Raw genomic sequence first — 12,277 nt, forward strand, 5'->3', positions numbered from 1 at the left:
GCAGGGCTCCTCGGTCGTGCGTGCGGGCGGTACGGCGATCCTAGTGGCCCGTCCCGTCGTCCGGGGAGTCGGTCGGGTCGCGGCCCTCGTCCATCGCCCTCCAGAGGTCGAGGCTCGCCTGCTCGGCGTCGTCGGACGGCGGCGCGGCGGTCGCCTCGACGGGCGAGTCGTAGCGCCGACCCATCTCCGGCCACCGCCCCACCCCGCGGACGGCGAGCACCGACGTCGTCACGGCGAGGACGCCGGCGCCGACGCCGAGGTAGGCCCACACCGTGCGGCCGACGTCGAGGTCGAGGGTCGGCAGGTCGTCCGCGACCTCGTCGGGACGCACGAGCCACGACGCCACCGCGAACCCGAGGACGGCGACCGCGGCGACCAGTCCGAGCCACGCCACGGCCCGGCGGAACCCGCCGCGGGTGACCAGCACGACGCCCCACGACGCCAGCAGCACCAGCGCGGTCGCCGTCACGGGCGGGGCGGTGAGGTCGACGCCGCCGGTGCTCGCGAAGACCAGGTCGCCGGAGCCGCCGTCGTCGAGCGACACCCAGTCGCGGGCCCCCACGACCGCGGCCGCGCCGCCGGCGACCAGGCCGCCGAGGACGACCACGCCGAAGCGGGAGCGCTCAGCCACGCAGGAGCCCGGCGTCGAAGCAGGTGCGGTCGCCGGTGTGGCAGGCGGCGCCGACCTGGTCGACGCTGACCAGCACGGTGTCGCCGTCGCAGTCGAGGCGCACCTCCTTAACGTGCTGCACGTGCCCGGAGGTGTCGCCCTTGACCCAGTACTCCTGCCGCGAGCGGCTCCAGTACGTCGCCCGCCCGGTCGTCAGCGTGCGGTGCAGCGCCTCGTCGTCCATCCAGCCGAGCATCAGCACCTCGCCGGTGTCGTGCTGCTGGGCGATCGCCGCGACCAGCCCGCGTCCGGAGTCGTCGGGGGTGCGCTTGAGGCGGGCGGCGATGGCGGGGTCCAGCGAGGTCACGGGTCCAGTATCGCGGGCGGCCGGGCGTCCTCGACGACGGCCGCCGACTGCCGGGCGATCTCGAGCTCCTCGGCGGTCGGCACCACCCACACCGCGACGCGCGAGGCGTCGGTCGAGATCCGCCGCTCCGCGGGGCCGGACTCGTTGCGGGCGGCGTCCAGCTCGATGCCGAGACCCTCCAGCCCGGCGAGCGCGGCGGCGCGGACGGGTGCGGAGTTCTCGCCGACCCCCGCGGTGAACGCGATCGCGTCGGCGCCGCCCAGCACCGCCAGGTAGGCACCGATGGTGGAGCGCAGCCGGTGCGCCAGCACCTCGAGCGCCTCGACGGCGTGGTCGTCGCCGGCCCCGGCCGCGCGGACGACGTCGCGCAGGTCGCCGGTGCCGGTCAGCCCCACCAGGCCGGAGCGCTGGTTGAGCAGCCGGTCGAGGTCGTCGACGCTCATCCCGGCGACCCGGTGCAGGTGCACGAGCACGCCGGGGTCGACGTCGCCCGAGCGGGTGCCCATCACCAGGCCCGCGAGCGGCGTCATGCCCATCGAGGTCTCGACCGACCGGCCGCCGTCGACCGCGCACGCGCTGGCGCCGTTGCCGAGGTGCAGCACGATCGTGCGGGTCTGCTCGAGCGGCCGGCCGACGAGCTCGGCGGTGCGTCGGGCGACGAACTGGTGGCTGGTGCCGTGGAAGCCGTACTTGCGCACGTGGTGCGCGTCCGCGACCGCCCGGTCGATCGCGTAGCGCCACGCCGCGCGCGGCAGGGTGCGGTGGAAGGCGGTGTCGAAGACGGCGACGTGCGGCAGCGCCGGGAACGCCGCCCGCGCCGCGGTGATGCCGAGGAGGTTGGCGGGGTTGTGCAGCGGGGCCAGCGGGGCGACGTCGGTGATGGCGGCGACGACGTCCTCGTCGATCACGACGGCGGCGTCGAACCGGTCGCCGCCCTGGACGACGCGGTGACCGACCGCGACGACCCGCCCGTCGTCGAGGGCCGGACCGTGCTCGGCGAAGGCGGCGAGCACGTGGGCGAACGCCGCCTCGTGGTCGGCGGCCCGCACCTCCTGCTCCGACCGGACGTCGCCGGCGACGTGCCGGGCGGGGCTGCGCGCCTCGCCGATCCGCTCGACGAGCCCGCTGGCCAGGGCGACACCCGCCGTGACGTCGACGAGCTGGTACTTCAGGCTCGAGGAGCCGGCGTTGACGACGAAGACGCAGCTCACGCCGGCGTCCTCGGACCCTGGGCCTGGATGGCGGTGATGGCGACGGTGTTGACGATGTCGGCCACCAGTGCGCCGCGCGAGAGGTCGTTGACGGGCTTGTTCAGCCCCTGCAGCACCGGTCCGATCGCGAGCGCGCCGGCCGAGCGCTGCACCGCCTTGTAGGTGTTGTTGCCGGTGTTGAGGTCCGGGAAGACGAAGACCGTCGCGCGGCCGGCGACCTCGCTGTCGGGCATCTTCGCCGCGGCGACGGTCGGGTCGGCCGCGGCGTCGTACTGGATCGGCCCCTCGACCGCCAGCTCGGGCGCCCGCTCGCGGACCAGGCGCGTCGCCTCACGCACCTTGTCGACGTCGGCGCCGGCACCGGACTCCCCCGTCGAGTACGACAGCATCGCGACCCGCGGCTCGATGTCGAAGTCGAGCGCGGTGCGCGCCGAGGAGATCGCGATGTCGGCGAGCTCGGTCGCCGTCGGCTCCGGGACCACGGCGCAGTCGCCGTAGACGAGCACCCGGTCGGCCAGCGCCATGAGGAACACCGAGGAGACGACCGAGACGCCGGGCTTGGTCTTCACCACCTCGAACGACGGCCGGATGGTGTGGGCGGTGGTGTGCGCGGCGCCGGAGACCATGCCGTCGGCGTCGCCGAGGTGGACCATCAACGTCGCGAAGTACGACACGTCGGCGACCCGTTCCCAGGCCTCCTCGAACGTCGTCCCCCTGTGCGCGCGGGCGACCCGGTAGGCCTCGGCGTAGCGGTGCCGCAGCGTCTCGTCGGTGGTCGCGACCACGGCGGCCCCGCTCAGGTCGAGACCGAGCTGGGCGGCGCGACCGCGCACCGCCGTCTCGTCGCCGAGGATGGTCAGCCGGGCGACACCCCGCTGCAGGATCGTCGAGGCGGCGCGCAGGACCCGGTCGTCGTCGCCCTCGGGCAGCACGATGTGGCGGACGTCGGCGCGGGCCCGCTCGATGAGCCCCTGCTCGAACATCAGCGGCGTCACGACGCTCGAGTGCTGCAGCTGGAGGACGTCGAGCAACCGGTCGACCTCGACGTGCTTCTCGAAGACCGCCAGGGCGGTGTCGCGCTTGCGCTGCGTGCCGGTCGAGAGCATGCCGCGGGTGGCTGCGACCCGCCGCGCGGTCTCGTAGGTGCCGTGCGGCGAGCGCCCGATCGGCATCGCGACGTCGAGGCCGTCGATGAGCCGCTGCACCGGCGGGGCCAGGTCGAAGCCGCCGTTGAGGATGATCCCCGCGACCGTCGGGAACCCCTCGGACCGCTGGGCCAGCAGGGTCGCCACGACGACGTCCGACCGGTCACCGGGGACGACCACGATGCCGCCGTCGATGAGCCGGTCGAGCACGTGGTCCATCGACATGCCGGCCACCACCGTGCCGAGCGACTCGCGCTCGAGCAGCGCGGCGTCGCCACCGACGAGCTCGGCGTCGGTGGCCTCGAAGAGCTGGTGGACGGTCGGCGCCGACAGGATCGGGTCCTCCGGGATCGCCCACACCGGCACGTCGGCGAGGCCGGTGATCTCGGTGATCTCGGTCGCGGGCACGTCGCTGCGGTTGACGACGATCGCGGCCAGGTGCGCGTGGGCGGTGCGCAGCTCGGGCAGCGTCACGTCCGCGAGCTGGTGCAGGTCACCCGCCGTCCGCACGGCTCCGGTCTCGGGGTCGCGTCCCCCGAGCACCAGCACGACGGGCGCGCCGAGGTTGGCCGCCACCCGCGCGTTGAAGCTCAGCTCGGCCGGGCTGCCGACGTCGGTGTAGTCGGTGCCGACGACCACGATGGCGTCGAAGCGGTCCTCCAGCGCGTGGAACCGCGTCACGATCGTCGCGAGCGCCGCGTCGGCGTCCTCGTGGACGGCCTCGTACGTCGTCCCGACCGCCTCGTCGTACCCGAGGTCGACCGCGTCGTGCCTCAGCAGCAGCTCGAGCACGCTGTCGCGCGCCACGCTCGACCGCGACACCGGCCGGAACACCCCGACCCTGCCCACCCGCCGGCTCAACGCGTCCACCAGGCCCAGCGCCACGATCGACTTGCCGGCATGCCCCTCGGGCGACGCGATCATCATCCTGGAGCTCACCCGTGGCAGCCTAGTTCGCCGCCCTCGGCGGCGACCGCGGGGAGGCGACGGCTACGACTGCTGGGAGACCCAGCTGCGGTGCAGGCCGGCGTACACGCTGTCGGGCTCGGCGACGAGGACGGCGTGCGGGCCGCGCTGGACGACGCGGCCGCGGTCGACGACGACGACCTCGTCGGCGTTCTCGGCGGTCGAGAGGCGGTGGGCGATGGTGACGCTGGTGCGGCCGGACATGAGGCGCTCGAGGGCGCGGCCGATACGCATCTCGAGCTGGGGGTCGACCGCGCTGGTGGCCTCGTCGAGGACGAGCAGGTCGGGGTCGGCCAGGTGGGCGCGCAGGAGCGCGACGAGCTGCCGCTCCCCCGCCGACAGCGACTCGCCGCGCTGGCCGACCCGGGTGTCGAGGCCAGCGGGCAGGCCGGCCAGCCAGTCGCCGAGGCCGAGCTCCTCGGCACTGGCGCGGACGTCGTCCTCGGTGGCGTCGAGCTTGCCGTAGCGGACGTTGGCGGTGATGGTGTCGTCGAAGAGGAAGCCCTCCTGGGGCACCAGCACGACGCTCGAGCGCAGCGAGGTCTGCCGGACGTCGCGGACGTCGATGCCGTCGAGGAGGACCGCGCCGCTGCTGGGGTCCATCAGCCGGGTGAGCAGCTTGGCGAAGGTGGACTTGCCGGAGCCGGTCTCGCCGACGATCGCGACGCGGCGGCCGGCGTCGATGTCGAGGGTCACGTCGCGCAGCACGGGCGGGCCGCCCGGGTAGGCGAACCCGACGTCGGCGAAGCGGACGTCGATCGGGCCGCGCGGCAGGACGTGACCGTCGTCGCCGGGGTCGACCAGGTCGGCCGGGGTGTCGAGGATGCCGATGACGCGGCGCCAGCCGGCGATCGCGTTCTGGGCGTCGGTGAGGATCTGGGTGCCCATCTGCACGGGTCCGACGAACAGGGTGACGAGGAACGCGAAGGCGAGGACCTCGCCGGCGGTGATGTCTCCGGCGCTCCAGAAGCGGCCCTGTCCGAGCCAGATGCCGACGACGAGCACGCCGGCGTTCGCGAGGCCGGCGGACAGGCCGCCGAGCGAGAACGACACCGCGGTGAAGCCCTGTGCGCGGGTGCTGGCGCGCTGGTGGATGGCGACGGCCTCGTCGATGCGGGCCTGGGTGCGGGCCTCGACGGCGTACGACTTCACGACGGCCGCGCCGACGACGGGCTCGGAGATCGCCGAGAGCATCGAGCCGACCTGGCGGCGGACCAGGCTGTAGGCGTCGGACAGCTTGCGCTGGAAGTAGCGCAGCGACAGGAACAGCGGCGCGAAGCAGACCCAGACCACGACCGCGAGCTGCCAGGAGTAGAAGAGCATCACGATGGTCGCGATCAGCACCTGGCCGATGCTGATGATGAAGAGCAGCCCGCCGAAGACGAGGAACTGGCTGACCTGGTCGACGTCGCTGGTGACGCGCGAGACGAGCGCACCGCGGCGCTCGGTGTTCTGGGTGAGCAGCGGCAGGTCGTGCACGTGCCGGAACGCCTTGACCCGCAGGGTGGCCAGGCCGTGCTCGGCGACGGTGAAGAGCCGCGTCGTCATGAGGTAGGACGCGACGCTGGTGATCACGACCGCCAGGCCGGCGAGCACCCCCATCAGGACCGTGTAGGAGAGGTCGGGACCGCCGGGGCCGTTGAGCCCGCGGTCGAGGGTCTGCTGCACGGCGATCGGGACGACGACCTGGCCGACCGAGGCGAGGACGGCGAGCGCCAGGGTGCCGCGGATGCCGTGGGTGAGCTCGGGCGAGTGCCGGATGCCGCGCCGGATCGTCTCGATCGCGCCGAGCTCCTCGCCGGTGGTCATCGAGGTGCCGGACGCCGACGCCCCGCGGGCCGTGCCGTCCGCGGTGCCGTCCGTGGCGCCGCCCGTGGTGCCGCCCGTGGTCCCGTCGGCGGCCTCGCCGGTGGTGTCGGTGTCGGTGGTGCTCATCGGGCGGCCTCCTCGGTCTCGCGCTCCTGCTCGTAGGCGTTCACCAGGCGCGCGTACGCCGGCGAGCGGTCGAGCAGCTCGCGGTGGGTGCCCCGGTCGGCGATCCGGCCGTCCTCGAGGTGCAGGACCTCGTCGGCCAGGCCGATGGTGGCCTTGCGGTAGGCCACGACGACCAGCGTCGTGTCGTTCTGCCCGTCCTCGGCGCTGCCCTTGAGGCCCGCGAGGATCCGGGCCTCGACCTCGGGGTCGACGGCGGAGGTGGCGTCGTCGAGGATCAGCAGCCGCGGACGCCGGACGAGGGCGCGGGCCAGCGAGAGCCGCTGGCGCTGGCCGCCCGAGAGCGACGTCCCGCGCTCGCCGAGGCGGGCGGAGAGCCCGTCGGGCAGGGCGGCGACGAACCCGTCGGCCTGGGCGACCCGCAGGGCCGCCCACACCTCGTCGTCGCTGACGTCGGCGCCGAGGGCGACGTTGCCGCGGACGGTGTCGTCGAAGAGGAACGGGGTCTGCGGGACGATCGAGACGGCATCGGCGAGCGCGCCGCGGGCGAGGTCGCGGACGTCGACCCCGTCGACGAGCACGGCGCCGCCGTCGGGGTCGACGAGGCGGGTCAGCAGCGTGGTGAGCGTGCTCTTGCCCGAGGCGGTAGCGCCGACCAGGGCGACCGTGCGGCCAGGGTCGACGGTGAAGGACAGGTCCTGCAGCAGCGGCTGGGTGGGCGTGTAGGCGTAGTCGAGGGCAGCGACCTCGAGCCGTGCTCCCCCGCCGCCGGGCGGTGCGGGGACGACGGCGTCGCCGTACGGCATCTCGCCGGTCGCGCGCAGGACGGCGTCGACGCGTCGGTAGCCGACCACGCTGCGAGGGAACTCGCCGAGCAGCCAACCGATGGAGCGGATGGGGAAGGAGACGATCGTGAGCAGGTAGGCGACGGTGACCACGTCGCCGGGGTCGGTGGCGCCGCTGGTGACGCGCTGGACGCCGACGGCGAGCACGACGAGGACGCCGACGTTGGGCAGCGCCGCGAGCACGGGGTCGAACGCCGCGCGGATCCGGCCGACGCGGATGTTGACGTCGCGCAGCTCCTGGGCCCTGCGGGCGAACCGCTCGGTCTCCTCGACCTCGCGGCCCAGGGTCTTGACGACCATCGCGCCGTCGAACGACTCGTGCGCGATCTCGCTGACCTCGGCGCGCAGCTGCTGGGCACGGGTCGCCCAGCCCTGGGCGCGGCTCTGGTAGACGATGTTGGTGACGATGACGGCCGGGAAGACCAGCAGTCCCACGGTGGCCATCGCGACGTCGGCGAAGAACATCTGGCCGACGGCGATCACCATCATCGCGACCGTGCCGACCGCCATCGGCAGCGGCGCGATCGGTCCCCACGCGGCCTCGACGTCGGCGTTGGCGTTGCTGAGCAGCTCGCCGGTCGGGTGCTTCTGGTGCCACTGCATCGGCAGGGCCAGGTAGCGGCGGGTCACGTCGCGGCGGTAGCGGGCCTGCATCCGGAACTGCATGATCCCGGCCCCGAGGCGGCGCGCGACGATGCCGACCGCGCGCAGGATGGCGACGCCCACGAAGAGGGCGAGCACCGCCCACAGCATGTCCGCGCCGATCTCGCCGTCGCGGAACGCCGGCAGCACGACGTGGTCGGTGGCCCACCCGAGCACCCAGGCGTCGGCGACGGTGAGCGCGCCGAAGAGCAGGCTGCCGATCGTGGAGAGGGTGAAGATCCACGGCTCGCGCTTGATCGCGACCCACAGGACCGCAAAGCCCGCGCTCGTCGAGCCGCGCCCGAGCTGGGACGGCGGTGCGGCGGTGTCGGTCACGATTCTCCTGCGGTCGGGGTGCGGGGGCGCACAGCCTGCGGCAACCTCGTCCGGCCGCCGGCTATTCCTCGCTCGTGTCGAGGATCAGGATGCAACCTCGACCGCACGTGAGGTCAAGCCGGTCAGACCTCCTGCACGACGCGGGTGCTGAAGTGGAACGACTTGGTGGCGCCCCGGACGACGGTCAGGTAGCCGGCTGCCTCGCGGAAGACCGTGCGGCCCTGCGGCGACCACGGGTCGGGCGGGTCGTAGGTCCGGGCGATCTCGAGGGCCGCCTCGTCGGCCGACTCGACGTCGCGATACCGCTCCCTGAACACCTCGACCACGGTCGACGGCTTCGCGTCCCCGCGGTTCGAGTACTCGACCAGGACCTGCCAGAGCACCTCGCCCGTCGCGGGCGCGTCGCCGTCGTACACCTCGTAGCTCATGGGTCGGACCCTAGACGGCCTCGGCCGGTCCGGCCGCCGGCACCGTCGTCACCTTGACGGGGCCCACCTCAGCGCCACACGACCTCCGCTGCGTTGCGCCGGTAGTCGCCGGCGTCGTGGAAGCCGACCCGGTCGATCGGGGTGGCGCTGGTGAAGACGGTGCACGTCTCGAGCACACCCACGGGACCGTCGTCCGGGAAGTAGCGGGTGGGGCACGGATCGTAGGGCCGCGGGTCGGTCAGCACGTGCGGGACGAGGTCGTCGCCCGCCCAGCCGTGGACGTGGTCGTAGGAGGCGAAGCCGCCCACGTCGCCCGACACCCGGGTCACCGTCATCCAGACGTAGGACACGGCGGCCCTGGCGTCCTGACCGAACGCCTCGAGGTCGGCCGGCCGGCCCTCCTCGATCCTGGTCACGACCAGTCGGGCGACGCCGTTGCGGCCGATCGGGACGGTGGCCGCCTCACCGAGCTCCAGCGCCGTCCCGGGTGCGGTGAGCGCCGGGCCGGCCGGCTCCTCGTTCGTCCCGGTCACGAACTCCTCGCCGCAGGCGGCCAGCACCACGCAGGCCGCCGTGGCCACCGCTGCGGCTGGCGCCCGGCGGAGCACGGACACGCCGACCATCAGACGGTGTCGAACTGAGCGGCGATCGCGTCGAGCTCCGCCTCGCGGTCCGCGTCGGTGAGCGAGAAGTCCGTGGAGATGTCGAAGGCGTGCTCGGCCACCCGGTGGGCCGTGTCGGCCTCCTGGACCAGGAGGCCGACCAGGCTGTCGACGAGCGCCTCGTAGCTCGCGAAGTGGCCGTGCGGGCCGGACCCGAGCACGACGCCGTCGAGCGACTCGCGCGACCACTCGGACTCGACGAGCGCGCTCGGGTTGCCGGCCGAGTCCGCCCCCCCGAGCTTGCCGGCGACGTCGCGCTGGTGGTCGCCGATGGTCTCGATCATGCCGGCGACGTTCCTCAGCTTGGCGTGCACGATGTTGATCTCGGTGCCTGCGTAGAGCTCCGAGTCCGGGCTGCTCCGGTTGGCGTCGAGGAAGCGCTGGAGGTCGAGGTAGTCGTTGCCCTGACCGGAGTCGTCCGGCTTCCTGTTGGTGATCGAGAAGGCGTCGGGGAAGCTGGCGGCGTCCTCGAGCATCCGGTTGCACATCGTGGCGAGGCAGCGCTCGGCGTTGGTGAGCTCGGCGTCGACGGCGCGCACCGACGTCGTGAACGACGACCAGTACTCGTCGTAGGAGCCGCCACCCAGGACGATCTCGGTCGGCTCGATGGCCTCCTCCTGGGGCCAGAGCGCGGCACCGATGCTCGCGACGCCGGAGATCACGCCGAACGTGCCGGATGCCGGCGGGAACGCGGCGGTGGCGCCGGAGGCGACCGCCGCCACACCGGAGATGACGGACAGCGTCTGCACCTCGCCCTGTCCGGAGGCTCCCCGACTCTGGGCGTAGGAGTTGAAGTCGGCGGTGGCGTTGGTGAAGAACGTGCGGAGGTCGCTGTAGACCTTGTTCCACGCCGCGGCCTCGCCGGTGAGGGCGAGGCCGGCCACGATCGCCATGGCTCGCTGTCCCGAGATCGTCAGGCCCACGTCGTTGGTGTAGCTCCTCTCGAGCGCGTCGATGGCCAGGCCGCTCAGGTCGCCGATCTCGGTCTGGATGTCGGCGACGCAGGTCTGGATGTCGGAGACCGGCACCGACGTCGTGCCCTCGTCGTCGCCCGGCGCGACCGGGTTGCCCCCGATCCTCACCTCGTCCTGGATGTAGAGCTGGTCGATGATCGCCGCGATGCTGGCGATCTGGTTGGTGAACTCGTGGGGGCTGTGGCCGTTGACGAACGGGTCGATCCACCTCGAGACCAGGTCCTCGATCTCGCCGTACGCCGCCGCGGCGTCGAAGGGGCCGCTGGTGTCGTTGTCGAACCAGAGGGGCACGTCCTCCCGCCACTGCCCGCCGGGGTAGGAGACGTAGATCCGGTGCCCGGTCGACGCCATCGGGTGGTCGGAGTTGAGCAGCGAGAAGTAGAAGTCGAAGCGACCCTCGTCGCAGCTCCCCCCGGTGGACTCGACCAGGGGGATGACGGAGCCGTCGCCGGCGGCGTCGCCCTCGGCGAAGATCGTCGCCTTGCGGAAGTAGGCGTTGATGACCGCCTCGACGAGCGGCTGCTTCAGCGGGGCGAGGTCCGACGGCGTGGTGACGTCTCCGGTCACGGGGACTCCTTGGGGTAGAGCGGGACGTCCGATCCCTACCCGACGCCCCGCCGGCGAAACGGGATCAGCGCACCGGGTGGCCGGCCGAACCCAGCGCTCCCTTGACGTCACCGATGCGCAGCGTGCCGAAGTGGAAGACCGTGGCGGCCAGGACGGCGTCCGCGCCGGCGTCGACGGCGGGGGCGAAGTGGTCGACGGAGCCGGCACCGCCCGAGGCGATGACCGGGATCGAGACGGCGGCGCGGACCAGGCGGATCAGCTCGAGGTCGAAGCCGTCCTGGGTGCCGTCGGAGTCCATGGCGTTGAGGAGGATCTCACCGGCGCCGAGCTCGGCGGCCCGGGCGGCCCACTCGACGGCGTCCAGGCCGGCGGAGGTGCGCCCGCCGTGCGTGGTGACCTCGAAGCCGGAGTCCGTGCCGCCCTCACGACCGGCGACGCGCCGGGCGTCGACCGAGAGCACCAGCACCTGGTTGCCGAAGCGGTCGGCGATCTCGGCGACCAGCTCGGGGCGTCGGATGGCTGCGGTGTTGACGGCGATCTTGTCGGCGCCCGCGCGCAGCAGCCGGTCGACGTCGTCGACCGAGGAGACGCCGCCACCGACGGTCAGCGGGATGAAGACCTCCTCGGCGGTGCGGGAGACGATGTCCATCGTGGTCGCCCGGCCCTCGTGGGAGGCGGAGATGTCGAGGAAGGTCAGCTCGTCGGCGCCCTCGGCGTCGTAGGCGCGGGCGAGCTCGACGGGGTCGCCGGCGTCGCGCAGGTCGACGAAGTTGATGCCCTTGACGACCCGGCCCGCGTCGACGTCGAGGCACGGGATGACGCGGACGGCCAGGCTCACGACGGCGTCCTGCCGGACCGTCGCGGCAGCGTGAGGGCCAGGGCGTCCTCGAGGGTGAAGCGACCCTCGTAGAGCGCGGTGCCGGCGATCGCGCCCTCGACGCCGACCTCGACCAGTCCCATCAGGGCCCGGATGTCGTCGAGCGTCGTGACGCCGCCGGAGGCGATGACCGGCCGGTCGGTGGCCGCGCACACGTCCTGCAGCAGCTGGAGGTTCGGCCCGGCGAGCATGCCGTCCTTGTTGACGTCGGTGACGACGTAGCGCGCACAGCCCTCGGCGTCGAGGCGGGCCAGCACCTCGTAGAGGTCGCCGCCCTCACGGGTCCAGCCGCGCGCGGCGAGGGTGCGGCCGCGGACGTCGAGGCCGATCGCGATCCGGTCGCCGTGCTCGGCGATGATCCGGGCGCACCACTCAGGCTGCTCCAGCGCCGCGGTGCCGATGTTGACCCGGCGGCAGCCGGTGGCGAGCGCAGCGGCGAGCGACTCGTCGTCGCGGATGCCGCCGCTCATCTCGACGTCGATGTCGAGGGTGCCGACGATCTCGGCCTGCAGCTCACGGTTGCTCCCCCGGCCGAAGGCGGCGTCGAGGTCGACGAGGTGCAGCCACTCGGAGCCGGCGTCCTGCCAGCGCATCGCGGCGGCCACCGGGTCGCCGTACGCGCGCTCGGAGCCGGCGACGCCCTGGGCGAGCTGGACGGCCTGGCCCTCGGTGATGTCGACGGCGGGCAGCAGCTGGAGGTAGTCGCTCATGGGGT

At 73.3% G+C, this 12,277-nt stretch carries 11 protein-coding genes; all 11 read right to left on the bottom strand.

Annotated features, from left to right (window positions below; genetic code table 11):
* Nucleotides 1-40: 40 nt before the first annotated feature.
* On the bottom strand, nucleotides 41-631 hold the full coding sequence (locus E4623_RS10130; protein WP_134766358.1) for a Trp biosynthesis-associated membrane protein: 591 nt from the start codon (nucleotides 629-631) through the stop codon (nucleotides 41-43).
* Nucleotides 624-977, bottom strand: a complete 354-nt coding sequence (gene hisI / locus E4623_RS10135; RefSeq protein WP_134766359.1) for a phosphoribosyl-AMP cyclohydrolase — start codon at nucleotides 975-977, stop codon at nucleotides 624-626. Before hisI ends, E4623_RS10130 begins: the two co-directional genes overlap by 8 nt.
* Nucleotides 974-2,188 carry an acetate kinase gene (locus E4623_RS10140; RefSeq protein WP_134766360.1) on the bottom strand — a complete coding sequence of 405 codons (1,215 nt, stop codon included), beginning with the start codon at nucleotides 2,186-2,188 and terminating at the stop codon, nucleotides 974-976. The genes hisI and E4623_RS10140 overlap by 4 nt, the downstream gene beginning before the upstream one ends.
* A complete protein-coding gene (gene pta, locus E4623_RS10145; RefSeq protein ID WP_134766361.1) occupies nucleotides 2,185-4,272 on the bottom strand; it encodes a phosphate acetyltransferase in 2,088 nt (695 codons plus the stop codon). Before pta ends, E4623_RS10140 begins: the two co-directional genes overlap by 4 nt.
* 51 nt (nucleotides 4,273-4,323) lie before the next feature.
* The gene (locus E4623_RS10150) at nucleotides 4,324-6,234 is read right to left on the bottom strand and encodes an ABC transporter ATP-binding protein (RefSeq protein WP_348537289.1); all 1,911 of its coding nucleotides are present in this window, start codon (nucleotides 6,232-6,234) and stop codon (nucleotides 4,324-4,326) included.
* Nucleotides 6,231-8,054, bottom strand: a complete 1,824-nt coding sequence (locus E4623_RS10155) for an ABC transporter ATP-binding protein (protein WP_134766362.1) — start codon at nucleotides 8,052-8,054, stop codon at nucleotides 6,231-6,233. The genes E4623_RS10150 and E4623_RS10155 overlap by 4 nt, the downstream gene beginning before the upstream one ends.
* 122 nt (nucleotides 8,055-8,176) lie before the next feature.
* Nucleotides 8,177-8,482, bottom strand: a complete 306-nt coding sequence (locus E4623_RS10160) for a hypothetical protein (RefSeq protein ID WP_134766363.1) — start codon at nucleotides 8,480-8,482, stop codon at nucleotides 8,177-8,179.
* 68 nt (nucleotides 8,483-8,550) lie between these two features.
* Nucleotides 8,551-9,096 (bottom strand): hypothetical protein, encoded by a 546-nt coding sequence (locus tag E4623_RS10165; protein WP_134766364.1) that lies wholly within the window; start codon nucleotides 9,094-9,096, stop codon nucleotides 8,551-8,553.
* Nucleotides 9,097-9,104: 8 nt separating this feature from the next.
* Nucleotides 9,105-10,685 (bottom strand): hypothetical protein, encoded by a 1,581-nt coding sequence (locus E4623_RS10170; RefSeq protein WP_134766365.1) that lies wholly within the window; start codon nucleotides 10,683-10,685, stop codon nucleotides 9,105-9,107.
* 64 nt (nucleotides 10,686-10,749) lie between these two features.
* Entirely contained in the window at nucleotides 10,750-11,523 is a 774-nt protein-coding gene (gene hisF, locus E4623_RS10175; RefSeq protein WP_134766366.1) for an imidazole glycerol phosphate synthase subunit HisF, read from the bottom strand.
* Nucleotides 11,520-12,272 carry a bifunctional 1-(5-phosphoribosyl)-5-((5-phosphoribosylamino)methylideneamino)imidazole-4-carboxamide isomerase/phosphoribosylanthranilate isomerase PriA gene (gene priA / locus E4623_RS10180; RefSeq protein ID WP_134766367.1) on the bottom strand — a complete coding sequence of 251 codons (753 nt, stop codon included), beginning with the start codon at nucleotides 12,270-12,272 and terminating at the stop codon, nucleotides 11,520-11,522. The genes hisF and priA overlap by 4 nt, the downstream gene beginning before the upstream one ends.
* Between the last annotated feature and the right edge of the window lie 5 nt (nucleotides 12,273-12,277).

Source organism: Nocardioides sp. 1609 (assembly GCF_004522105.1).
Classification (GTDB): domain Bacteria; phylum Actinomycetota; class Actinomycetes; order Propionibacteriales; family Nocardioidaceae; genus Nocardioides.

What these genes read in the sequence shown, in the direction of transcription:
- priA (WP_134766367.1), bottom strand. Translation starts at nt 12,272, where the DNA reads ATGAGCGACTACCTCCAGCTGCTGCCCGCCGTCGACATCACCGAGGGC.
- E4623_RS10150 (WP_348537289.1), bottom strand. Translation starts at nt 6,234, where the DNA reads ATGAGCACCACCGACACCGACACCACCGGCGAGGCCGCCGACGGGACC.
- E4623_RS10160 (WP_134766363.1), bottom strand. Translation starts at nt 8,482, where the DNA reads ATGAGCTACGAGGTGTACGACGGCGACGCGCCCGCGACGGGCGAGGTG.